Raw genomic sequence first — 24,032 nt, 5'->3', positions numbered from 1 at the left:
TCTCACACCCCCAAATAACGGTCCTGAAGCTCTGGCGTAAGTGCCTCGGGCGGACCTTCGAACACCGTCGCGCCCTTCTCCAGGACGAAGCAGCGGTCGGCAACGGGCAGGAGTTCGGCGAGCGTCTTGTCGACCACGAGGATCGACTGGCCGCCGGCCTTGAGCTTGGCGATCGCCGCCCAGATGTCGCGGCGGATCACGGGCGCGAGGCCCTCCGTCGCCTCGTCGAGGATCAGGAGGCGCGGGTTGGTCATCAAGGCGCGGCCGATCGCCAGCATCTGCTGCTCGCCGCCCGACAGCGTGTTGGCGTATTGGTCGCGCCGTTCAGCCAGGCGGGGAAAGAGCTCCACCACCTTTTTGAAGGTCCATTCGCCGGCGCGCGCTGCCGCAACGAGGTTTTCCGAGACTGTGAGGTTGGGGAAGCAGCGGCGGCCCTCCGGAACCAGCCCAAGCCCCAGCTGCGCGATGCGGTGTGGTCGCTGGCCGGCGATTTCCCGTCCCGCGAAGCGGATGGAGCCCGAGCGCAGGCGCACGAGACCGAAGATCGACCCGATCGTCGTCGTCTTGCCCATGCCGTTGCGGCCCATCAGAGCCACTACCTCGCCCTCCTGCACATCGAGGCCTACACCGAACAGTGCCTGCGAGGCACCGTAAAAGCTTTCCACCCCTTTAAGCTCGATCAGGCTCACGCCGGTTCTCCGAGATAGGCCCGGCGGACTTCGGGATCATTGCGGATCTCGTCTACCTTGCCCGTGGCGATGATGCGGCCATAGACGAGCACGGAAACGCGGTCGGCGAGCGCGAACACCGCATCCATGTCGTGTTCGACCAGAAGGATTGGCGCTTCCCGGCGCAAAGCGTCGAGGAATCCCGTCAGGTTCTTCGAGCCCTCCGGTCCCATGCCGGCCATCGGCTCGTCCAGCAGGAACGCCTTCGGTCCGAGCGCCAGCGCAATGGCGATCTCAAGCTGCCGGCGCTCGCCATGCGACAGCTCCTCCGCGGGCACATGCGCACGATCCGCAAGGCCGACGCGCTCCAGCATGGCCATGGCCGGTTCCGCAAGGCTCCTGTCGCGCATCACCGGGCGGAAGAAGCGCAGGCTCGACCCCTGCCTTGCCTGCACCGCGAGCATCACATTGCGCAGCGCGGAAAATTCCTGCGCCAGCGAGGAGGTCTGGAAGCTGCGCGCCAGCCCCAGCTGCGCCCGCGCTGCCATGTCGAGGCCTGCCATGTCCTGCCCGAGGAAGTGGATCGTCCCGCTGTCCGGCGTCAGCGAGCCGGAGATCTGGTGGATGAGCGTGCTCTTGCCGGCACCGTTGGGGCCGATAAGGGCGTGGATCTCGCCGGAAACGAGATGAAGGCTCACGCCGTCGGTTGCCTTCAGCGCACCGAAGCTCTTCCTCAGATCGCGGATTTCGAGGACCGGCTCAGCCATATCGCTCCTTTCCCGCAACGAGGCCCATGAGCCCGCCACGCGCGAAGAGCACGACACCGAGAAGGATAAGGCCGAGGAAGAGTTGCCAGCGCTCGGTGATGCCGCCGAGAGCGTATTCGAAGAGCACATAGAGCATCGCTCCCGCCACCGGGCCGAACAGCCGGCCCTTGCCGCCAAGGATGATGAGCACGATCAACTCGCCCGACATATGCCAGGAGAGCATGGACGGGCTTGCAAACCGGTTGAGGTCGGCAAAAAGCGCGCCGGCTAGCCCGGTGACCATTGCCGAGATGGCAAAGGCCGTGAGCCGGATCTTGAAGGGCGCGATGCCGACGGCCGCAAGCCGGGTTGCGTTCTGCCGTGCCGTGTGAAGCGCGGCGCCGAAGCGCGAGCCGCCGAGCGCCCAAAAGAGCGCAAGCCCCAAAAGAAGCAGCCCGTAGCAAATCAGGAAGAAAGGGAGCGGCTGCGCCGTGTTGGCGCCCGGAAAGGTGTTCCGGACATAGATCGACAGCCCGTCCTGGCCGCCATAGGCGGGCCAGGAAATGGCGAAGTAGTAGATCATCTGCGCGAAAGCGAGCGTGATCATGATGAAGTACACGCCGGAGGTACGCAGACTTATCGCACCGACAGGAAGCGCCACGAGACCGCAGGCGACGACGGCCACCAGCCAGATCGCCGGCATGGAGGTGGTGGCTTGAATGCCGAGGAAAAGCGGCTGAGCGTTGAAGGCATGGGTGGCAAGAATGCCGGCGGCGTATCCGCCGAGGCCGAAAAAGGCCGCGTGGCCGAAAGAGACCAGACCACCGAGCCCGAGAGCGATGTTGAGCCCGACTGCCGCGAGCGCCAGAACGGTGATGCGCGTGGCGAGCGTTACGTAGAAGGGTTCATCCATGACGGAAGCCGCAAGCGGCACCACCAGGAGCAGGAGGGCAAGGCCCGCGTTGGTGATGGCTTCGCGCGTTACGATCTGTCTCATGGCTGTGCGGCGAAGAGGCCGGTTGGCCGGAAGGCAAGGATGAGCGCCATGACGATGTAGATCAACATGGACGCCAGTGCACCGCTGATGAGTGCGGTCTGCGAGGGGGGAAGCACCAGCATGAGTGCCTGTGGCAGGAGGAACCTCCCCATCGTATCGACCACGCCAACGAGGACGGCGCCGAACAGCGCGCCCTTGATGGAGCCGATGCCCCCGATGACGATGACCACGAACGCGAGGATCAGCACCGGCTCGCCCATACCGACCTGCACCGATTGCAGCGCGCCGACCAGCGCCCCCGCAAGCCCGGCAAGTGCCGCACCCAGCGCAAAGACGACCGTGTAGAGCGTCGAGATGTCGACGCCGAGTGCGGCGATCATCTCGCGGTCGGATTCGCCGGCGCGGATGCGCATGCCGAGCCGCGTACGGGAGATGAGCAGGTAGAGCCCGATCGCCACGACGATGCCAACGCCGATGATGGCGAGCCGGTAGAGCTGGTATTGCCCGCCTCCCGGCAGCGGGACCGCGCCCTGGAGCAGGGGAGGGATATCGAGATAGAGCGGAAAGGAGCCGAACAGCCAGCGCGTGCCTTCCGAGAAAATCAGGATCAGCGCGAAGGTGGCAAGCACCTGGTCGAGATGGTCGCGTTCGTAAAGCCGTCGGATGACGGCCATCTCGACGATCGCGCCGGCGGCGGCAGCAGTGATCAAACTCGCAATCAGCCCAATCCAGAAGGAGCCGGTGGCGGCAGCGACGGTCGCGCAAGCGAAGGCGCCGGCCATGTAGAACGATCCGTGGGCGAGGTTGATCAGGCCCATGACGCCAAAGATGAGCGTCAGCCCCGCTGCCATCAGGAACAGCATGACCCCGAGCTGGAGTCCGTTCAGCAGTTGCTCGATCAGGAGTGCGGTGGACAAGGAGGGCGATCCGGATCTGCGATTTGACGCATCGCTGTTTCCTCAGCGTCAAGCTGGCGGAGTGGCCGCGCCGTCACTCACGACGGCGCGGCATGAAGGCAACTGTGCCGTCTACTGCATGTTGCACTGTTCGGCGTAGGCGTCCTTGTGGTCCTCGAAGGCGGTGCCGACGATCGTGTTGGTGAGCACGTCGTCTTCCTTCACCACCTCGCGGATATAGACGTTCTGCACAGGGTGGTTGTTGGTATTGAATTTGAACTCCCCGCGAACCGAATCGAAATCCGCTTCCTTCAGTGCCGCCCGGAACGCCTCCTTGTCCTGCACGCTCGCCTTGGAGAGCGCCGAAAGGATCAGGTTCGCCGTGTCCCAGCTCTGCGCCGCATAGATCGAGGGCAGGCGGTTGTACTCGCTCTGGAAGGCTTCCACGAATTCCCTGCTGGCCTCGTTGTCCAGGTCTTTCGCCCACGTGGCCGAGTTCTTCACGCCCAGTGCGGCATCGCCGACGGCAGGCAGAACATCCTGACTGAAGGAGAAGCCGGGTCCCATCACCGGAATGTCGACGCCGGACTGGGCATATTGCTTCATGAAGGCTATGCCCATGCCGCCCGGCAGGAAGAAAAAGACGGAGTCGGCGCCCGAGGCGCGGATCTGCGCGATCTCGGCCGCATAATCGGTCTGCCCGACCTGCGTGTAGACCTCGCCGGCGAGTTCGCCTTTGTAGAAACGCTTGAAGCCGGTAAGCGAGTCCTTGCCCGCCGGATAGTTGGGGGCGAGGATGAAGGTGTTCTTGTAGTCCTGGTTGGCGTATTGCCCCATCGCCTCGTGGAAATTGTCGTTCTGATAGGCGACGTTGAAATAGTTCGGGTGGCAGTTGGCGCCTGCGAGCGCCGAAGGGCCGGCATTGGGCGAGAGATAGATAACATCCTGCGCGACCGCATTGGGCACCACGGCCATGGCCAGGTTCGACCAGATGATGCCGGTCATGAGGTCGACCTTGTCGCTCTGGATCATCTTTTCGGCAATCTGAACGGCAAGCTCGGGTTTCTGCGCATCGTCCTCGATGACGAGTTCGATGTCCTTGTTGCCGGATTGCTTGATGGCCAGCGTGAAGGCATCGCGCATGTCGATGCCGAGCCCGGCGCCGCCGCCCGAAAGCGTGGTGATGACACCGATCTTCACCGGCTCGGCATAGGCATGGCCCGATACGAGCAGCGACAGCCCGATGAGGCCGGTTGCAAGAACGTTCTTCATTTTATTCCCCTCCAACATTCTTCATCTTATTTTCCCCTGGTGGTTCAGAGGCTGGTGCGAACTTTCCAGAGTTCGGGAAACAGTTCAACCTCCAGCATCTTCTTGAGATAGGAAACGCCGGACGTGCCGCCGGTGCCCCGTTTCATGCCGATAATGCGCTCCACGGTCGTCACATGATTAAAGCGCCAGCGGCGGAAATAATCCTCGAAGTCGACCAGCTTTTCGGCAAGTTCGTAGAGTTGCCAATAGCGCAGGGGATCGCGGTAGATGGTCCGCCAGGCCTCCAGCACCTCTTCGCTTTCGGCCCGCGCCTCGCGCCAGTCAATCCGCTCCGCATCCGCGCCGACGTCGAAGCCGTTGCGCGAAAGAAGCAGGATCGCTTCGTCGTAAAGCGAAGGCTCCGCCAGGATCGCCTCCAGTTTCGCGATGCGTTCAGGCTCGTGCGTATGGGGGCGCAGCATCGCCGGGTTGCGGTTCCCGGCCATGAACTCGATGGCGCGGTATTGCCAGGACTGAAAGCCCGAGGACTGGCCGAGCGCATCGCGGAACTCGGTGTACTCGCTGGGCGTCATCGTCCTCAGCACATCCCAGGCACTGTTGAGCTGTTCGAAGATGCGGGCCACCCGCGTCAGCATCTTGAAGGAAGGCTCGAGCTGGTCGGCGCGGATCCTCCGCATGGCCGAGCCCAGCTCGTGCAGTGCCAGCTTCATCCACAGTTCGGAGGTCTGATGCTGGATGATGAACAGCATCTCGTCATGGGCGGTAGAGAGCGGCTCCTGCGCATCGAGCACCCGCTCCAGGTGCAGATAGTCGCTGTAGGACATGCGGTCCCGGAAGGACGTCTCGGCTCCTTCTTCGGAGGGGTCGTATGGTTTGCTCAAGGCGTCTTCTCCGTCCTCAGCCGGAACCGCTGGATCTTGCCCGTCTGTGTCTTGGGCAGGGCGTCGACGAACCTTACCGAGCGCGGGTATTTATAGGGCGCGATGGTGGCCTTCACGTGGTCTTGCAAGCGCTTCACGCACACGTTGTCGCGCGCAATGCCCTGAACCAAAACGACATGGGCCTCCACGATCTGTCCGCGCTCGGCATCGGGCGCACCGATCACCGCGCACTCGGCGACATCGGCATGGGACAGCAACGCCGCCTCCACCTCGGGACCGGCGATGTTGTAGCCGGCGCTGACGATCATGTCGTCGGAACGCGCGACGAAGTGGAAGAAGCCTTCCTCGTCCTCCAGAAACGTGTCGCCCGTAATATTCCAGCCGTCGCGCACATAGTCCCGCTGCCGCGCGTCGGCGAGGTAACGGCAGCCGGTCGGCCCACGCACCGCCAGCCTGCCGGGCGTGCCGCGTGGAAGCTCGTTCATGGCCTCGCCGACGATGCGCGCCTCGTAGCCACCGACCGGGCGACCGGTCGAGCCGGGCTTCAGGTCCTCGAACCGGTTGGAGATGAAGATGTGCAGCATTTCAGTGGCGCCGATGCCGTCGAGGATCGGCTTGCCGGTCTTCCTCATCCATTCCTCGAAGACGGGTCCCGGCAACGTTTCCCCCGCCGAAACCGCCGCCCGGAGCGAGGAGAGATCCGCGCCTTCGTCCATCGCCTTCAGCATGGCGCGGTAGGCGGTGGGCGCGGTAAAGGAGATGGTCGCGTGATAGGTCTCAATGATATCGATCATATTGGCGGGCGTCGCCTGCTCCAGGAGAGTGGCGGCCGCGCCGAAACGCAGCGGGAAGATGGCAAGCCCGCCAAGGCCGAAAGTGAAGGCGAGGGGAGGGGAGCCGACGAAGATATCGTCAGGCGTTACCCGCAGGATCTCTTTCGCGTAGCCGTCGGCGATGACCAGCAGGTCGCGGTGGAAATGCATGGTCGCCTTCGGCACGCCCGTGGTGCCGGAGGTGAAACCGAGGAGGGCGACGTCATCACGGCCGGTTTTCACGGCCTCAAAGACAACGGACTTGTCGAGCGCGATGCGGTCGAATTCCGCGTCGTGGTTCGCCGTACCGTCGAAGCCAACCACCTGTTTGAGGAACCGGCTGTCCTTGGCGCAGGCGACGAGCTCGTCCATCAGCCGGGTGTCGCAAAGTGCGAGGACGATCTCCGCCTTGTCGATGATCTTGGCCAGTTCGCTTGCGCGCAGCATCGGCATGGTGTTGACGACGACCGCGCCCGCCTTGGTGGCGGCCAGCCAGCAGGCCACCATGGCCGGGTTGTTCGCGGAGCGGATGAGAATCCGGTTGCCGGGCTTGATACCGTAATTCTCGACCAGCGCATGGGCGAGCCGGTTCGTCCAGTCGGAAAGCTCCTTATAGGTGCGACGGCGGCCGTTGCCGATCAACGCCGTGCGGTCCCCGAAACCTTTCTCCACCATGCGGTCAGTCAGTTCGACGGCGGCATTGAGATATTCGGGATACTCGAAACCCTCGAGCAGGAATTCCGGCCACTCCTCCTCCGGTGGAAGATTGTCGCGTGTGAAGGTGTCCGTATGCGCCGTCGGCCCGAGCATCAGGTGGCCTCCCTCATGGTGCGGAGACAGTGAGACCGACTTGCCGGCATCCCGCTAGATGCGCTCGCAGACGGCACTTCACTGGCGCGGAAACGGCAAAGGGCACTGCGGTCTCCCATCCTCGTTGAAGCCTATCAAGGATGGCACCGGCCGCAATTTACTTCAAGCCTAAAATTTCTAGCCGGAAGGTTGACTTTGCCTCCTGCCCTCCTGCTTCTATGCGGGAACAAGGAGGAGCATCATGTTCGAGCGCTTGATAACCGACTGGGACGATGCTTACGCCAACGGCCCGAACATCCCGGGCGGCGACCGCTGGCCGGAGGCGTGGGTGGAGCCGGCGCGAAGCTTTCGCGAGAGCCTTGTCGCCGCAGGCCGTGCAAAGCTCGATCTCGCCTATGGCGAGAAGCCGCGCAATCGGCTTGATCTCTTCCTTCCCACTGGAAGGCCCAAGGGCCTCGTCGTCTATGTCCACGGAGGCTATTGGCTGCGGTTCGACAAGAGCTACTGGTCGCATCTTGCCGCAGGCGCCGTTGAAAACGGCTATGCCGTCGCGATCCCTTCCTACAGGCTCTGCCCGGAGGTCCGCATCGGCGGTATCGTGGAGGAGGTCGCCGCGGCAATCGAAGCGGCGGCGGCCATGGTCGAGGGCCCGCTGATGCTGACAGGCCATTCGGCCGGCGGCCATCTCGCCAGCAGGATGGCCTCAGCCACCACGCCGCTCGCCTCTCAAATCTGGGAACGCGTCCGCCGCATCGTCTCGATTTCCGGGGTGCACGACCTGCGCCCGCTTATGCGCACGACCATGAACCAGGAACTCCTTATCGACGAAGCCGAGGCAGTGGCCGAAAGTCCGGCACTGCTGCGCCCGATGGAAGGCGCGCGCATCACCTGCTGGGCGGGCGGGAGCGAGCGCGCCGAGTTCCTGCGCCAGAACGAGCTGCTTGCAAACATATGGGCGGGCCTCGGCGCGATCACCTCGGCAGTGGTGGAGCCAGACCGCCACCATTTCACCGTCGTCGATGGTCTCACGGATCCGCGCCACCCCCTCGTTCGGTGTCTCCTCGCGGAATAGGGCCACGCCCGCTCTTTCTCAATCGCCGGGATCGGGAATCTTCAGTGGATAGCCGCAAGCCTTGCAGTGGACCGCATCGGGGTCGTGGCGCTGCAGCCCGCATTGCGGGCATGGATACCGGACTTTGTAGGGCCGAAAGATCGCCTGGGCCAGACGGATGAAAAGCGAGATGCCGGCGATCATGATAGCGACCGAGGTCAGCTTGCCCCACGTGCCCGGCAGGAGGATGTCACCGTAGCCCGTGGTGGTTATGCTCGCGACCGTAAAGTAGAGGGCATCGACATAGCCGGCGAGGCCTGAGCCTTCCCTGAAGAAGAACGTGTAGATGAAGCCGGTCACCACGAACAGGAAGGTGACCAGATTGAGAGCCGAATGGATGATCTCGCGCCAGGGCCCGTAACCCCGCCGCGTAAGTGGGCGCCATAGAAAGCCGCTGCGCGAGAGCGACCATAGCCGCAGGACGCGCAGGAATCCAAGATTGGCCAGCCAGAGCGGCGCGAGCAACGTTACCAGGATGAAAAGATCGACGAGACTTGTGGGCTGCCGCAGCCAGCGCGGAATGTCATTCGCGGCAAGGGCGCGAGCCGAGATATCCGCAGCGAGCAGAGCCGCGATCGAATAGTCGATCCAGAGAAAGGATGGCCGCCCGCGCAGCACCGGGCTCACGACGAAGAATGCTATGATCAGAAGATCGACGACCATGACAGCGAGTTGGAACCGCAACGCACTTTGTGAATGACCATGGTAAAGAATGCGCAAGCGTTGCCGCAGGCGGTCTAGCGCATTTGCTTCCCGTTCCGTGCCGCCGGTTTCTGAGGAGATACCCATCGTCCATTGCCCAATGCATTTTAACGGGAAGGGGTTCCGGCAACAGCGACTGGTGTCGTGCGCAGCGCACCTAGCTTATCTGATCCAGATCATGGCTGGCTGAGATTTTTGCCACAGGGACCGAGACTGGCAGAACGCGCGCCGCCTGTAAACCGCGGCAGCGCGCTTGACAACTTGTGCGCCTTCATGATGCGCTGATGATCGAGCGGTCGGCCGAACGGCATGAAGCCGCGCCAGAACCCGCCCGAGGAAACGGCATGCGACCCGAACTCGGCCCCCACGTCGCAGCCGCGCTTTGGCGGCGCCAGATGTTGGAGATCCTGCGCGCCTGGTGCATGAGCGATGCTCATGCGCAAATCACTACAGATGTGCTTGTTGCTGCCGACCTGACGGGCATCGACTCCCATGGGATGGCTCTGCTCCCGCTCTATCGACAGCAGATTGAGGACGGTGGTGCGACGGCGACCCCGAACATAAGCCTCGTGCATGACCCGGCGGCATCGCCGAGCGGGCGAATGCGGCATTTCTACTAAGGGAGGAGCGCGCACCGACGTAAATGAGGGTTTGATGCAAGACTGATTTGACAAGGGAGGAATGAGGAATGCGAAAGACCATCCTGACACTCGCGCTGGTCGCAGCCGGAGCGGCGGTATCCGTGCCGGCACAAGCGCAGCAACTGCGTATGATGACCGGCCCGCAAGGCGGCGCTTGGTATCCCCTGGGCGGCGCCATTCAGGGCATGGCGTCCGACGCGCTCGGCGTCTCGATACAGGTTCTGCCGGGCGGCGGCGTCGCGAATGTACAGGGCGTGCAGAACGGCGATGCCGATCTGGGATTTGCCAATTCCATTTCCACGGTGGATGCCATCGAGGGGCGCGAGCCCTTCGAGGGCAAAGCCGACAATGTCTGCAATCTGGCCACCCTTTATCCGCAGTATTTCCAGATGGTCGTAACAGCGGATAGCGGCATCGCGTCGGTCAAGGATTTCGCCGGCAAGCGGCTGAACACCCAGCCCGTCGGCAACACCGCAGAGCAGGTGACGCGGGCGGTGCTGCAGACGGCTGGCATCTCCTATGAGGATCTGAAAGCCGTTGACTTCGTGTCGTACTCGGATGGTGTTGCCCTGATGCAAGACAACAATTCCGAGGTCTTCGCGCTCGGTACGACCATCCCGTCCTCCGCCATCATGGACCTGGCGAACAGCACCGCCATCAAGCTGGTGCCTCTCGAGCAGGAGTTCATCGACAAGATGAGATCGGAGATCAATCCCGGCTACACCTCGATCACCATTCCGGCCGGGACGTATCCGAAGCAGGACGAGGACGTCGTTACGGTCGGTTACGCAACCCACGTCATCGCACGCTGCGACCTCGAGGTGCAGATCGTCGAGGGCTTGCTCACCCAGATGTGGGAGAATCGCTCCGACCTCGCCACCATCGCCTCGGCCGTGAAGGATATGTCTCTCGAAACGATGGCGCAGGATGTGGGCGTGCCCATGCACGAAGGTGCCAAGGCGTTCTACGCGGCTAACGGAGTCGCGCAGTAGAAACGCGTGTCAGGGGGCAGCCCGCTGCGGCTTCCCCCAACCCTTCCTTGCTTGCCTCATTGCCACCTGCCGGCATGATCGCCTAGCCCATCGGAGCACGCGATGATTCGCTACGAATTCTGGTTGAAGCGGATGATCACGGTCGTGGCCGTGACCATGAGCCTTTTCCACCTCTACGTGGCATATTTCGGCCCCCCAAACGCGTTCACCCTGCGCGCGACCCATTTCGGCTTCGCCTTGGTCCTCGCCTACCTCTCGCTGCCGGTCCTGCGTTCCCGTCAGGGCAAGGGGCCAGGCCTCCTGGACTGGCTGTTTCTCGTCGTCTCGGTGGCCGCCTCGGCCTATCCGATTATCGAACAGACCTACTTCAACACCCGCATGGCCTATGTCGGGCCGGTCTCGACCACCGATCAGGCCTTCGCCGTGCTGATGATCATCGTCGTGCTGGAGGCCACCCGCCGCGCGATCGGGCCGATCCTGCCGCTTACGGCGCTCGCTTTCCTTGGCTACCAGATCTTCTTCACCAACACCCGCGTCGTCCGTCTCCTCGAATACCAGTACATGACAACCGATGCGCTGTTCGGCATTCCCGCGCAGGTCTCGGCGACCTATGTCGTGCTGTTCGTCATCTTCGGCGCCCTGGCCGAGCGGCTGGGTATCGGCAAGCTCTTCATGGATTTCGCGCTGGCCTTGACGGGGCACCGGGCCGGTGGGCCAGCCAAGGTCGCGGTGGTTACCTCGGGCTTGTTCGGATCCGTGTCAGGCTCGGCTGTCGCCAATGTGATGACGACCGGAACGTTCACGATCCCTCTGATGAAGAGGATCGGCTACCCCGCTCCCTTTGCCGGAGCGGTCGAGGCAGTCGCCTCCACGGGCGGCCAGATCATGCCGCCGATCATGGGCGCCGCCGCCTTCGTGATGGCCGAGTTTTTGGGAACGAGCTATCTGAACGTGGCCGCTTTCGCGCTGTTGCCGGCGCTTCTTTATTATCTCGCCGTCTTCCTTGCGGTGCATTTCGAGGCCCGCAAGCAGGGGCTGCAGGGGTTGCCCAAGGCCGACCTGCCGCGCGTTGGCCAGGTGCTCAGGGAGCGCGGCCACCTTTTCCTGCCGCTGGCGATCATCATCGGCACGCTGATGTCCGGGTTCTCGGCGCCGTACTCCGCACTCATGGGGATCTTCTCGATCGTGCCGGTGGTGCTCTTGCGCAGCACGACACGCGGCGAACTCACCATCGCCAGGGTCATCGACGGGCTTGAATCAGGTGCCATCAATTCGGTCATCGTCGCCCTCTCGTGCGCCTCCGCCGGTATCGTCATCGGCGTCATTGCCCAGACCGGCCTCGGCCTCACCTTCACCGGCATCGTGCGGGCAACGGCCCAGGACCTGCTGTTGCCGGCGCTCATCCTGACGATGGTGGCGGGGATCATCCTCGGCATGGGCATGCCCACGACCCCCGCATACATCGTCCAGGTTGCGCTGCTGGTGCCCGCGCTCGTGCGCCTGGGCATCCCTGTCGAGGCGGCCCACATGTTCGTCTTCTATTTCGCGATCCTGTCCGCAATCACCCCACCAGTGGCGATCGCGGTCTATGCAGCGTGCGGCATCAGCCGCTCGGCCGTCTGGGCGACGAGCTGGGCGGCGGTGAAGCTTGGACTGACCGGGTACATCATTCCCTTCATGTTCGTGTTTGGACCGTCGCTGCTTCTCATCGGCGACTGGCACGTGATTGCCCTGACGGCGGTCACTGCGACCGCGGGCGTCGCATTGCTCGCCGGTGGATTGAGCGGCTTTTTCGTGAAGCCGGCAAACGTGTTGACGCGGGTCCTGTTCATCGCCGCCGCATTCACGCTGATCAAGCCCGGAGTCTGGACCGACCTTTCGGGCCTGGCCCTGGGCGCCGCTGCACTATTGATCAATCTGCGCTGGCCGGCAGCGGTGCGCCTGAAGCCCGCGGGCGGCAAGCCGCATCTCGGACCAGTCGATGCTCCGATTGCCGCCCCGATCGACCCGACGGACATCTTCCAGGCTCCGGCCGCGCATCCATCACGGAAACTGCCGGATTCATGACGCGTCGCGCCGGCGCATATGCCTTTGCGCCGCCGGCCGGCAAACCTGAGTAAAATGGGCTTGCGGAAAAAACGCCTCGCGCTGGCTGCGCAAGGACCGTTCAAGGCATCGGGATGTCCTGCGTGAACTTGGGAACGTGGTAGCCTTTCACCACGGGCTCGCGAGCGGCGATCTCGACATACCAGCGCTTCACCTCTGGGAATTCGTCAAGCGCGATATCCTGCCATTCGTAGCGGGACACCCAGGGCCAGATGGCGATGTCGGCAATCGAATAGTCGCCGGCGACAAACCCTTCCCTGCCAAGTTGCCGATCGAGCACGCCGTATAGCCGGCGTGCCTCCTTGGCATATCGCTCCTCCGCAAAGGGCGCCTTGCCCCGGTTGAACTTCAGATACTGATGGGCTTGGCCGAGCATCGGCCCGAATCCACCCATCTGCCACATCAGCCACTCGATCGTCCTGAGCCTGCCCACCCCCTCGCGCGGCATCAGCAGACCGGTCTTTTCGGCAAGGTAGATGAGGATCGCGCCCGATTCCATCAGGCTGAGACCGTTGTCACGGTCGACGATGGCGGGGATTTTGTTGTTGGGTGAGATCTTGAGGAAGTCGGGCTCGAACTGCTGGCGGTCGCCTATATCGACCGGATGAACCGCGTAATCGAGGCCCATCTCCTCAAGTGCGATGGAGACCTTGCGGCCGTTCGGTGTCGTCCAAGTGTAGAGATCGATCATTGAGCATCAGACCCTTGCTGCCGTAGACTGGGAGGGTCGGCCGGGGACCGGCCGACCCTTCCCTCATATCACTTTAGGCACCAAGCGTCCGCCTCAGCCCTTTCGGGGTAAGCTGGTCTCCACCAGCCGGGCCCAATAGCTTGCCCCGATCGGCAAAATCTCGTCGTTGAAATCGTAGCTTGGGTGGTGCAGGCCGAAGTCCTTGCCTTCCACGCCGCCGCCGATCCAGATAAAGGCACCCGGGCGCTCATTGAGCATGAAGGCGAAGTCCTCGCTGCCCATGCTCGATGAGCCGTTGCGGTCGATCGCTGCGGCGCCCACCACTTCTTCCGCCACTTTCGAGGCGAACTCGGTTTCCTGCTCGCCATTGACCAGCGCCGGATAGCCTTCCTGGTAGTCGAGCTCGATCGTGCAGCCATGCGCTGCCGCCACCCCGTCGCACAGCGCTCTTACCCGCCGCTCCACGAGCTTGCGCACCGCGGCATCGAAGGTACGGATCGATATTGTCAGGCTCGCCGTCTCCGGGATGACGTTCAAGGCGGTTCCGGCATGGAACTCGCAAACACTGACCACGGCCGAGTGCAGCGGATCGACATTGCGTGCAACGATCAGCTGCAGGCCTTGATAAAGCTGCAGGCCGACGGCGATCGGGTCGACGCCGTCATGCGGCCGGGCGGCATGGGCGCCGCGACCGCGGATGGTGATGAACGCCTTGTCGGCCGCTGCGAGCGTCGGGCCCGGTCGCGTCGCAATGGTGCCGGCCGGCAGATGCGGCGCATTGTGCATGCCCCACACCGTATCGCACGGAAAGCGGTCGAACAGTCCTTCGTCGATCATCATCTTGGCGCCGGCGCCACCCTCTTCGGCCGGCTGGAAGATGAAATACACGGTCCCGTCGAAGTTGCGTGTTTCGGCGAGGTAGCGCGCAGCACCGAGCAGCATCACCGTATGGCCGTCGTGACCGCACGCATGCATCTTGCCTTCCACCGTCGACTGGTAGGCCAAGCCGGTCTGTTCGAGGATCGGCAAGGCGTCCATGTCGGCGCGCAGTCCGATCGCCCGGCTGCTCGTCCCCCGGCCGTTGAGTACGCCAACCACGCCTGTCTCGGCTATGCCGCGATGCACCTCGACACCCCAGGATTCGAGCCTGTTCGCCACCAGTTCCGCCGTCCGATGCTCTTCGTAGCGAAGTTCGGGATGCGCGTGGATGTCGCGCCGCCACGTGGTGAGCTCGTCATGGAAATCAGCGATGCGGTTGTGGATGGGCACAGGCGTTGCTCCGTTCCTTGCTGAAGCGGCCCAGAGGGAGGCACGAGGGGCCGCCGGGAATACGTGTCGCCAGCCGGTATCGGCTTGCGTTGCATGGGATGATAGCCGTGTTTAGAGAAGGCGTAATAGGTCTTTCTGCTGCCGGCAATAGTATCCTAGAAATATAGTGCGAGATGAGCCGTCGCTTTGCCTCAATTGCACGCATTTGCCGAAAATTACGGCACACCCCAGCCTGTTTTAGAGGCAGCGTTACCGCACCCCGCGACTTTCGGCGATGGGCAGAAGAATCACGCCGCCAACAAAGGGGTGTTCATCCATACAAATCATGATAGCGTTTTGCTCTTCGCATGTAGCCTAACGTGGTGCTCAACTAAAAATCTAGGCGGGGCTATTGCAAGAGGGGAGTTCCAATGAACGAACGAGAGTTGCGTGGACTGATCGAGGACGTACGGATCGGGAAGCTTTCCCGTCGCGCGTTTGTAAGGGGAATGGTCGCGGTCGGTCTCACCGCACCGCTCGCGGCGCAGATGTTGTCGCACTCCGGCATTGCGATGGCCGCCCCGTTTCCAGAGTATAAGCCGACCCAGCGCGGCGGCGGCGGACCGCTTCGGCTGCTTTGGTGGCAGGGCCCGACATTGCTCAATCCGCATTTCGCGGTTGGGACCAAGGACCAGGACGGCTCACGGCTTTTCTATGAACCGCTGGCTGCGTGGGATGCGGACGGGAATCTGGTCCCGATCCTCGCCGCCGAAATCCCGAGCCTGGAGAATGGCGGGCTCGCGGAGGACGGTATGTCCGTCACCTGGAAGCTCAAACAGGGCGTGACGTGGCATGACGGCGAGCCGTTCACGGCCGACGATTGCGTGTTCAACTGGGAATACGCCACCGACCCCGACACAGCGGCCGTCACCATCGGCAGCTATCAGGGCATGAATGTCGTCAAGGTGGATGACCACACCGTGAGGGTGGAATTCGAGGAACCGACCCCGTTCTGGGCCGATCCCTTCGTCGGCACGCGCGGCATGTTGATCCCGAAGCACCTGTTCCAGGATTTCAAGGGCGCGGCGTCGCGTGATGCGCCGGCGAATCTTGCTCCCGTTGGGACGGGGCCATACCTCTTCGAGCAGTTCAATCCGGGCGACCTCGTAACCGGAAAGCTCAACCCGAACTACCACGAAGAGAACAGACCGTATTTCGATTCGATCGAGATGAAGGGCGGCGGCGATGCCGTATCCGCGGCGCGTGCGGTGCTCCAGACCGGGGAGTATGACCTTGCCTGGAACATGCAGGTCGAGGATGAGCTCCTGAAGCGCCTTGAAGAGGCCGGCAAGGGCCACATCGAGATCATGGATGGCGGCGACATCGAGCATATCCAGATCAACAACACCGATCCGTGGACGGAGGTCGATGGCGAGAGGTCGAGCCTCAAGACGAAGCATCCGTTCCTCACCGACCCCGCCGTCCGCAAGGCGCTCAACCTCCTGGTCGACCGGGGGTCCGTGGAGCAGCATATCTACGGCCGCGGCGGGCCTGCCACAGCCAACTTCCTGAACAATCCGGAACAGTTCCGGTCGACCAAGACCTCCTATGAGTTCGACGTCGAAAAGGCAGTCGCGATCCTGGAGGAGGGCGGCTGGACGCCCGGTGCAGACGGCATCCGCGAAAAGGATGGCGTGAAGCTGAAGTTTGTTTACCAGACCTCGATCAACGCGCCGCGCCAGAAGACCCAGGCGATCGTCAAGCAAGCCTGCCAGAAGGCCGGGATCGAGGTCGAGCTGAAATCGATCACGGCGTCGGTGTTCTTCTCTTCGGACGAGGCCAATCCGGACACGTACACGAAGTTCTACTGCGATATCCAGATGTACACCACGACGCAGACCCAGCCGGATCCTGGCGTGTTCATGAATCAGTTCCTCTCGTGGGAGGTCGCGACCAAGGCCAATAAATGGCAGGGACGCAACATCACCCGCTGGACGAACCCAGAATACGACAAGCTGTACCGGGAGGCGGAGGCCGAGCTCGACCCGGTGAAGCGCGCGGCACTGTTCATCCGAATGAACGAGATGGTGATCGAGGAGGTGGCGGTCATTCCCGTGGTCTCGCGTCCCCGCGTGGCGGCGCTCTCCAACAAGCTTCACGCTCCACTCAGCGGCTGGGACAACTACACCGCGCATTTGAAGGACTGGTATCGCGACGCCTAGCCGCGCCCGGAACGCAACGAAGGCCGGCCTGCGGGCCGGTCTCCAAGCTTTCGGGTAAGGTGTTGTCCATGAGCCAGTATCTCCTCAGACGATTACTCATTGCGGTGCCGAGCCTGCTCGGGATCAGCATTATACTGTTCACCATATTGGCGCTTGCTCCCGGCGACCCGTTCGGTGAGCTCGCCACAAATCCTGCAGTTCCTCCGGAAGTGCGTGCCGCGCTGCGCGAGAAGTTCGGCCTGAACGATCCTGTTTATGTCCGTTACCTGCGCTGGCTGATGGCGATGTCCCAGGGTGACTGGGGCTTTTCGTTCGTCAGCCGCGTCGACGTCGACGTCTTGATCCTGCAGCGCCTGCCGACGACCTTGATCGTGATCGGCGCCTCGCAAGTCCTGGCTCTGCTGATTGCGCTGCCGGTCGGCACCTACGCGGCGACCCGTCCGTACTCGCTCTTCGACCAGGTTGCCAACACCCTCGCCTTCGTCGGCTTTTCGTTGCCGACCTTCTTCACCGGCATCGTGTTCATCCTGATCTTCAGCGTCACCCTCGACTGGCTGCCATTCGTGTACCGGTCGGAGATCGATGCCACCGGGTTCGCCTTTGTCTGGGGGCACATCAAGCAAGCGATAATGCCTGTCGCCGTCCTCGGGCTGTTCCAGGGTGCCTCCTGGACGCGCTTCGTGAGGTCCGCCGTTTTGGATGTGGTTCGCCTCGACTACGTCACCACCGCGCGAGCCAAGGGCCTCGCGGAACGTGTTGTGATCATGAAGCACATCGTGCGCAACGCGCTGATCCCGGTGGTTACGCTGGTCGCCCTGCAGATGCCGATCGTCTTCGGCGGCGCCATCGTCACCGAGCAGATCTTCCGGATTCCCGGGATCGGCTCGCTGCTGATCAGCTCAATCCTGGCCAACGACACACCGGTGATCATGGCGGTTACATTCGTCTTTGCCTGCTTGGTCATCCTGTTCAACCTGATTGCGGATATCCTCTATGGCTGGCTCGACCCGCGCATCTCCTATCGTTGAACCTGCCACCGGCGTTCCCATCGCCGTTGCGGCGCCGCGACGGCATGTGACACCCGGCAGGGAAGCTTGGCGGCGCTTCCGTCGCCACCGCCTCGCCGTGCTGAGCGCCGGGATCCTGATGACGATGATCGTGGCGGTGGTATTCGGGCCCCTGATCTGGCGTGTGCCGATCAATGAAATAGACTTCGCGGCTATGCTCGAGAGCCCCAGCTGGGCGCATCCGCTCGGCACCGACGATCTCGGGCAGGACCTGCTTGCGCGGATGATGTACGGCGGGCGGATTTCGCTCGCGGTCGGCCTGGCTGCGATGACAATGGCGGTCGTGGTCGGCACCCTCGTCGGCGCGGTTGCCGGGGTTTCACGCGGCAGGGTTGATGCAGGTCTGATGTGGCTGACGGACTTGTTTCTTTCCCTGCCGCAGCTTCCACTTCTGCTTCTGATCATCTACCTCTTCCGCGACAGCCTGAAGGAGGTGGCGGGACCCGAGATGGGCACATTCGTGCTGATCGTCGTGGTGATCGGCGGCTTCCGCTGGATGCCTGTCGCCCGGCTGGTGCGCGCGCAGTTCTTCTCGCTGCGGGAAAGGGATTTCGTCGAGGCGGCGCGTGCCCTCGGCGCTTCGACCTTGCGCCAGGTCGTGCGCCACATCCTGCCGAATGCACTCGGTCCAGTGATCGTTGCCGGCACAATTGATGTCGCGGCGGCCATCATCGCGGAATCGACGCTGTCTTTTCTCGGTCTGGGCTTCCCGCCCGACATCCCGACATGGGGGCGCATCCTTTATGATGCCAAGGATTATCTGGACGTTGCGCCGCACTGGGCGTTGTTCGCCGGCGGCGCGATCTTCCTCGCCGTACTCTCCATCAACTATATCGGCGACGGGCTTCGTGATGCGCTCGACCCGCGCAGGGTGATGTGATCATGGATGCGCGCACGGCGGAGCCGCTTCTCGAGATCAGTGGTCTCAAGACGTATTTCAAAACCGACGATGGCACTGTGCGCGCGGTCGATGGTGTCGACCTTGCGATCGGCCGCGGCGAGGTCCTGGGCGTCGTCGGCGAATCCGGATGCGGCAAGTCGGTGACCGCGCATACGGTCCTGAAGCTCATCCAGATGCCGCCCGGCAAGATCAACGACGGCCGCATATTGTGGCAGGGTCGCGACCTGGTGCCGCTCGACCTGGAAGAGATGCGCAAGATCCGCAGCAAGGAGATCGCGATCATTTTCCAGGAGCCGATGACGTCGCTCAATCCGGTCTATACGGTCGGGGAGCAGATCGCCGAGGTGGTCCGGGAGCACGAGCATGCGAGCCGCCGCGAAGCCTTGGACAGGGCGGTCGAGATGTTGCGGCTCGTTCAGATTCCGACGCCGGAGCGCAGGGTCCACGACTATCCGCATCAGTTCTCCGGCGGCATGCGCCAGCGGGTGATGATCGCCATGGCGCTCTCCTGCAATCCAAAGCTCCTGATTGCCGATGAACCGACCACGGCGCTCGACGTGACCATCCAGGCGCAGATTCTCGACCTTCTGGGCGAGATGAAGGAGCGGTTCGGGATGGCGATCATGCTGATCACCCACGATATGGGCGTTGTGGCCGAGACCGCCCAGCGCGTGGTCGTCATGTATGCCGGCCGCGTGGTGGAAGAAGCCTCCGTCGAAGAGCTGTTCGACCGGCCGCTGCATCCGTACACGCAAGGCCTGATCCGCTCCATTCCGAGGGTTGACCGGGCGGCGGACCAGCGGGCACGTCTCGAAGCCATTAGCGGAACGGTGCCAAGCCTTCTCGATCCACCGCCTGGCTGCCGGTTTGCGGCACGCTGCAAATTCGCGACAGCCGCCTGCACCCAGGCGGCGCCGGACCTGCGCGAGGTCGAGCCTGGGCACAAGGTTGCCTGCATCCTTTACTGACCGAGAGGGTTCCGATGACACAGCCGCTCCTGCGCGTGAACGATCTGGTGAAGAACTTTGCGCTGAAGGGCGGCATTCTGGGGCGTATCGTCGACGAGGTGCACGCCGTGGACCAGGTCAGCTTCGATCTCAGCGCCGGCGAGACGCTGGGGCTCGTCGGCGAGTCCGGGAGCGGCAAATCGACGACGGGGCGTTGTATCCTCCGGCTGATCGAGCCGACCGCCGGCGAAATCTGGTTTGAGGGCAGGGACATCGTCAAGCTTGACGCAAAAGAACTCGGTGCACTCCGTCGCGACATGCAGATCATCTTTCAGGATCCGTACGCGTCGTTGAACCCGCGTATGACAGTCGGCGCCATCGTCGGCGAAGCCCTGATCATTCATGGACTCGCCAAAAGCCGCCGCGCCATCGAGGAGCGCGTTGTCGAGCTTCTGGAAACCGTCGGTCTGGGTGCTGACCACATGCGGCGCTATCCGCATGAATTTTCGGGCGGTCAGCGCCAGCGGATCGGTATCGCTCGTGCACTGGCAGTCTCGCCGAAACTGATCGTTTGCGATGAGCCGGTCTCAGCACTTGACGTGTCGATCCAGGCGCAGGTCATCAACCTGCTCGAGGACTTGCAGAAAGAGTTCGGCCTGACCTACCTGTTTATTGCCCATGACCTATCGGTCGTCGAGCACATCTGCACGCGGGTCGCCGTCATGTACCTTGGCCGGCTGGTGGAAATCGCCTCTTCCCGCGACCTCTATACGCGGCCGCTTCATCCCTATACGGAAGCTCTGCTGTCGGCGGTGCCAGTGCCGGCACCGCGGGCCAAACGCCAACGCATCCGCCTGGAAGGCGAGGTGCCAAACCCGATCAATCCGCCGACCGGTTGCCATTTCCATGCGCGCTGCCCGATACGCCAGCTGCCGCTCTGCAGTACGGAAAAGCCACAGCTGAAACGCGCTGCCGACGGCCATTGGGTGGCTTGCCATCTGCGGGGATAAGCAACGGGTTGGACCGGTTCCTCGATTCCATGAAACGATGAACGGGTCTCACGTTGCAGCCGCTGAACTCCGTGCGCAACGGCGAATGCTGTGCCTGCAATCAGCGGGCCTCGCTCTTCAGTTGATCCTGAATTCCCCTCAGGGCACTTCCACCGAAAACGTGTCCTCAGGCAGTGATAGGGATCTGGCAATTCTTTCACGGTAGCCTTTGTCGTACCTGCGGCCGGCCTCGATGTTTTCGATTTCTTCGATAGAGAGCCCACAAGCCACCGCCAGCTCCTCGACCGAGTACCCAAGGAATTCACGGTAGGCGCGGACGATGTGCGTCCCTCCAGACATGGCCTCGAGAACGGCCTCGGGGAGTTGGATTTTGGCAATATCGTTCATAGTCCCTCCGAAAAACCGAAGCAGAAGTCAGTGGCGGAAAGCCCCCACCGCACCAACCAGCGTGATCTGTCGTTCAAGCGCGGCCTGGTCACAAGCGTACGCGGACTTGGCCAATGTAAATGTCGGATGACAAACGGCCCGAAAGGACCTCAACCAAAAGACTGCCGCCCGCGATGAAAGGAGCGGTCTTGTCGAATATGGCTATTGATCACCGGCTGATCAAGTGGAGCCTGACCCAACCGGTGCTTATCGGAAAATGGACGCGCGCTGCTTGGAAGCGATCAACGGCATGCTCGACCGCATTTGACGGGCGCCTGCCGTTTTTCATGACCAGCGCGCGGCTGCGGACTTCCTTCGAACAAAATCCAGAAAAGCGCGCAGCGGCGGAGCCATCTGCCGGCGACTTGGATGGTACAGATAGAAGCCCGGAAAGGCCGGCGACCACTCCTCCAGAAGCTGCACCAGCCTTCCGGCTGCGACCAGGGATTCGATCTGATGCGTGAAGAGATAGGCGATGCCGGCGCCATCGAGGACGGCGGCCGTCACCATCTCCGGCTCATTCACGATTAGGGGCCCCTCTACAGCCACCTCGAGTTCTTCACCGTCGCGCTCGAACTCCCAGCGATAGAGACTGAAGTCGGTCGGCCAGCGGAAGTTGATGCACCGATGGCGCCGCAGATCGTGGGGCGTTGCAGGCATGCCGAAACGATCGAGATAGGAAGGTGCTGCCACCGCCACCTGTCGGAGTTCGCCGCTGATCCTGACGGCGATCATATCCTTTTCCACCTTCTCACCGAGCCGGATACCGGCGTCGAAACGGCTTGCCACGATGTCGACCAGCTTGTCGTCGACGACGATGTCGAGCGTTATCTCGGGATAATTGTTCAGGAACGGCCCGATCATCGGTGCGAGATAATGCATCGCGGCGATGCGGGTTGTGTTGATCCGCAGCAGACCCGAAGGCGTATCGCGCAGGCTGCGAACATCCGCAACGGCTGCGTCGAGATCAGCGAACACGGGAAGGAGGCGGCCGAGAAAGCGCTCCCCGGCCTCGCTCGGCGCGACGCTGCGGGTCGTCCGGTTGAGCAGCCTCACTCCGAGCCGCTCTTCCAGGCGCCGAATGACCTGGCTCAAGGCTGAAGGCGACATGCCAAGATGGGCGGCTGCGCGAGCGAAACTGCCATGCTCGACCACCGCGGCGAAGGCTCTCAGCTCGGCATAGTCGCCGCCACGCATTCTATATCCGTTTCTTCATAGCCAACGAAAATCATAGCACATTATCAAATGAATGCGATGTGGCATCTTGCCGGCCTCATTAACCGGAGATGACCATGAGCACATCCCCTTCCTTGGACACCTACCGCCTTCTCGGCCGCTCCGGCCTGCGGATTTCCCCCCTTGCACTCGGTACGATGACCTTCGGAACCGACTGGGGCTGGGGTGCCGACGAGCACGAAGCGCGTCGCATCTTCGACACCTATGTCGACCGTGGCGGCAATTTCATCGATACCGCCAACCAGTACACGAACGGCACGTCGGAACGCTTCATCGGCGAATTCGCGAGGGAAAAACGCGACAGCCTGGTGATCGCCACCAAATATACCCTGTCCTCCCGGCCGGGCGACCCCAATTCCGGCGGCAACCACCGCAAGAGCATGGTGCGTTCCGTCGAGGCGAGCCTGGAACGGCTGAAGACCGATTATATCGACCTTCTCTACCTTCACGTGTGGGACTTCACGACGCCGGTGGAAGAGATTTTGCGCGCCATGGACGATCTCGTCAGCGCGGGCAAGGTTGTCTATGTCGGTATATCCGACACACCGGCCTGGCAGGTTTCGCGCATGCAGGCGATCGCCGACCTGCGCGGCTGGGCCCCGCTCGTCGCCCTGCAGATCGAATATAGCCTCATCGGGCGAACCGTGGAGCGTGATCTTATCCCCATGGCGCGCGAGATGGGGCTTGGCGTGATCCCGTGGTCGCCGCTTGCCAGCGGTGTTTTGACCGGCAAATACAGCAAAGCTGACCTCGAAATCGGCACCGGCAGTGCTTCCGCCGTCGGCACGCGCAAGAACGTTGCCGCCGCCAATGGCGCGCTCAGCGAGCGGGGCCTGGCAATCGCGGACGTGGTCAAGGCGGTCGCCATCGAAGCCGGCAAATCTCCGTCACAGGTGGCGCTCGCCTGGACGCTTTTAAATCCGTCGGTCGCGTCTCCGATCATGGGCGTGCGGACCTTGGCGCAGCTCGAGAACAACCTTGGCGCCCTTGACGTGACCTTGACCGACGATCAGCGAGCCCGTCTGGATGAGGTAAGCGCGATCGACCTTGGCTTCCCGCATGAGTTTCTGGCCCGGCCGATGACACGAAACGTCACGTTCGGCGACGTGAAGATCGCGGCGCGATAAGGCCTCCCCAGGGCTTTTGGTTCGCATCTCCTCGGCCAGGGAGCGCGGAGCGTCTTGGAGTTAACCATAGCGCTCCGGTTTCCGAACGGAACCCGCTTCGGTCGCGTAAGGATGGAGAAATCGCTCGCGGGAAATACGCGAAACCATGAACTGAAGAACAAAAGCCAAAAAAAACCACACTCCTGCTGAAAAAAGGACCGGCAACAGCTCGATGAACGCCGGATTCTCCGGCAGGCCGAGATCGTTCAGGTCGGCCGCTCCGTTCGCGTAGACCTCAATGTATCAGAGCGCGGTGTCTTAACTTCGGTTAAGAAAGGTGTCTTAACATCGGTTAAGAAAAAAGACACACATCTCGACTCAGAGTGATCAGAAATAATTCAGCGTCGTACTGTACCAATCTGGTCCCCCCAAACTCTGCCCAGAGGTAAAAATATGCGGCTGCTCGCCCTTCTCTTGCTACTGGTCGCCTCGACCCCGGCTGTGGCACAGCCGGCTAATGGACAGAGCGCCGCTCAGACCACTC

At 62.5% G+C, this 24,032-nt stretch carries 22 protein-coding genes; 10 read left to right on the top strand and 12 right to left on the bottom strand.

What is annotated here, in order from left to right; all coding sequences use genetic code 11:
* Positions 1–2: 2 nt before the first annotated feature.
* From GM910_RS01045 to GM910_RS01015, 7 genes are all read right to left on the bottom strand, one after another.
* On the bottom strand, positions 3–689 hold the full coding sequence (locus GM910_RS01045; protein WP_159585620.1) for an ABC transporter ATP-binding protein: 687 nt from the start codon (positions 687–689) through the stop codon (positions 3–5).
* Positions 686–1,435, bottom strand: a complete 750-nt coding sequence (locus GM910_RS01040) for an ABC transporter ATP-binding protein (RefSeq protein ID WP_159585619.1) — start codon at positions 1,433–1,435, stop codon at positions 686–688. Before GM910_RS01040 ends, GM910_RS01045 begins: the two co-directional genes overlap by 4 nt.
* Complete coding sequence (locus GM910_RS01035; RefSeq protein WP_159585618.1) at positions 1,428–2,411, bottom strand: branched-chain amino acid ABC transporter permease; 984 nt, start codon at positions 2,409–2,411, stop codon at positions 1,428–1,430. The genes GM910_RS01040 and GM910_RS01035 overlap by 8 nt, the downstream gene beginning before the upstream one ends.
* Entirely contained in the window at positions 2,408–3,328 is a 921-nt protein-coding gene (locus GM910_RS01030) for a branched-chain amino acid ABC transporter permease (RefSeq protein ID WP_159585617.1), read from the bottom strand. The genes GM910_RS01035 and GM910_RS01030 overlap by 4 nt, the downstream gene beginning before the upstream one ends.
* Before the next feature lie 111 nt (positions 3,329–3,439).
* Entirely contained in the window at positions 3,440–4,579 is a 1,140-nt protein-coding gene (locus GM910_RS01025; protein ID WP_159585616.1) for an ABC transporter substrate-binding protein, read from the bottom strand.
* A 44-nt stretch (positions 4,580–4,623) separates the two neighbouring features.
* Positions 4,624–5,460 carry a tryptophan 2,3-dioxygenase gene (gene kynA / locus GM910_RS01020; protein WP_159585615.1) on the bottom strand — a complete coding sequence of 279 codons (837 nt, stop codon included), beginning with the start codon at positions 5,458–5,460 and terminating at the stop codon, positions 4,624–4,626.
* Complete coding sequence (locus GM910_RS01015) at positions 5,457–7,082, bottom strand: AMP-binding protein (protein ID WP_159585614.1); 1,626 nt, start codon at positions 7,080–7,082, stop codon at positions 5,457–5,459. Before GM910_RS01015 ends, kynA begins: the two co-directional genes overlap by 4 nt.
* Positions 7,083–7,323: 241 nt before the next feature.
* Between GM910_RS01015 and GM910_RS01010 the strand changes: the two genes are divergently transcribed.
* Positions 7,324–8,154 (top strand): alpha/beta hydrolase, encoded by an 831-nt coding sequence (locus GM910_RS01010; RefSeq protein ID WP_159585613.1) that lies wholly within the window; start codon positions 7,324–7,326, stop codon positions 8,152–8,154.
* Between the two features lie 18 nt (positions 8,155–8,172).
* Here the strand turns inward: GM910_RS01010 and GM910_RS01005 are convergent, their stop codons facing one another.
* A complete protein-coding gene (locus tag GM910_RS01005) occupies positions 8,173–8,982 on the bottom strand; it encodes an ion channel (protein WP_159585612.1) in 810 nt (269 codons plus the stop codon).
* Positions 8,983–9,179: 197 nt separating this feature from the next.
* Here GM910_RS01005 and GM910_RS27705 point away from each other — a divergent pair, with 197 nt between their 5' ends.
* The 3 genes from GM910_RS27705 (at position 9,180) to GM910_RS00990 (ending at position 12,595) form a co-directional block, all read left to right on the top strand.
* A complete protein-coding gene (locus GM910_RS27705; RefSeq protein ID WP_159585611.1) occupies positions 9,180–9,515 on the top strand; it encodes an Ldh family oxidoreductase in 336 nt (111 codons plus the stop codon).
* Between the two features lie 68 nt (positions 9,516–9,583).
* Positions 9,584–10,528 carry a TAXI family TRAP transporter solute-binding subunit gene (locus tag GM910_RS00995; RefSeq protein WP_159585610.1) on the top strand — a complete coding sequence of 315 codons (945 nt, stop codon included), beginning with the start codon at positions 9,584–9,586 and terminating at the stop codon, positions 10,526–10,528.
* A 102-nt stretch (positions 10,529–10,630) separates the two neighbouring features.
* Positions 10,631–12,595 (top strand): TRAP transporter permease, encoded by a 1,965-nt coding sequence (locus tag GM910_RS00990; protein WP_159585609.1) that lies wholly within the window; start codon positions 10,631–10,633, stop codon positions 12,593–12,595.
* 100 nt (positions 12,596–12,695) lie between these two features.
* Here GM910_RS00990 and GM910_RS00985 read toward each other — a convergent pair whose 3' ends face one another.
* Together GM910_RS00985 and GM910_RS00980 are read right to left on the bottom strand one after the other, a co-directional pair.
* Positions 12,696–13,325: a glutathione S-transferase family protein gene (locus tag GM910_RS00985; protein ID WP_159585608.1), complete on the bottom strand. Its 630-nt coding sequence runs from the start codon at positions 13,323–13,325 to the stop codon at positions 12,696–12,698.
* A 93-nt stretch (positions 13,326–13,418) separates the two neighbouring features.
* Complete coding sequence (locus tag GM910_RS00980) at positions 13,419–14,594, bottom strand: M20 aminoacylase family protein (RefSeq protein ID WP_159585607.1); 1,176 nt, start codon at positions 14,592–14,594, stop codon at positions 13,419–13,421.
* Between the two features lie 410 nt (positions 14,595–15,004).
* On the opposite strand from GM910_RS00980, the gene GM910_RS00975 reads away from it, so the two are divergent.
* From GM910_RS00975 to GM910_RS00955, 5 genes are all read left to right on the top strand, one after another.
* Complete coding sequence (locus tag GM910_RS00975; RefSeq protein WP_159585606.1) at positions 15,005–16,795, top strand: peptide ABC transporter substrate-binding protein; 1,791 nt, start codon at positions 15,005–15,007, stop codon at positions 16,793–16,795.
* A gap of 68 nt (positions 16,796–16,863) precedes the next feature.
* On the top strand, positions 16,864–17,823 hold the full coding sequence (locus GM910_RS00970) for an ABC transporter permease (protein ID WP_159585605.1): 960 nt from the start codon (positions 16,864–16,866) through the stop codon (positions 17,821–17,823).
* Positions 17,789–18,742, top strand: coding sequence for an ABC transporter permease (locus GM910_RS00965; protein ID WP_159585604.1), 954 nt, complete (start codon positions 17,789–17,791; stop codon positions 18,740–18,742). Before GM910_RS00970 ends, GM910_RS00965 begins: the two co-directional genes overlap by 35 nt.
* Positions 18,743–18,744: 2 nt before the next feature.
* Complete coding sequence (locus tag GM910_RS00960) at positions 18,745–19,731, top strand: ABC transporter ATP-binding protein (protein WP_159585603.1); 987 nt, start codon at positions 18,745–18,747, stop codon at positions 19,729–19,731.
* 14 nt (positions 19,732–19,745) lie between these two features.
* Entirely contained in the window at positions 19,746–20,720 is a 975-nt protein-coding gene (locus GM910_RS00955; protein ID WP_159585602.1) for an ABC transporter ATP-binding protein, read from the top strand.
* A 138-nt stretch (positions 20,721–20,858) separates the two neighbouring features.
* Here GM910_RS00955 and GM910_RS00950 read toward each other — a convergent pair whose 3' ends face one another.
* Together GM910_RS00950 and GM910_RS00945 are read right to left on the bottom strand one after the other, a co-directional pair.
* Positions 20,859–21,107, bottom strand: a complete 249-nt coding sequence (locus GM910_RS00950) for a helix-turn-helix domain-containing protein (protein ID WP_201285378.1) — start codon at positions 21,105–21,107, stop codon at positions 20,859–20,861.
* A gap of 324 nt (positions 21,108–21,431) precedes the next feature.
* Positions 21,432–22,343, bottom strand: a complete 912-nt coding sequence (locus GM910_RS00945) for a LysR family transcriptional regulator (RefSeq protein WP_159585601.1) — start codon at positions 22,341–22,343, stop codon at positions 21,432–21,434.
* A gap of 95 nt (positions 22,344–22,438) precedes the next feature.
* On the opposite strand from GM910_RS00945, the gene GM910_RS00940 reads away from it, so the two are divergent.
* Positions 22,439–23,509: an aldo/keto reductase gene (locus GM910_RS00940; protein ID WP_159585600.1), complete on the top strand. Its 1,071-nt coding sequence runs from the start codon at positions 22,439–22,441 to the stop codon at positions 23,507–23,509.
* Positions 23,510–24,032: the final 523 nt, after the last annotated feature.

It is taken from the genome of Chelativorans xinjiangensis (assembly GCF_009812055.1).
GTDB lineage: Bacteria > Pseudomonadota > Alphaproteobacteria > Rhizobiales > Rhizobiaceae > Chelativorans > Chelativorans xinjiangense.
This window is presented reverse-complemented; position numbering and strand designations above follow the sequence as displayed.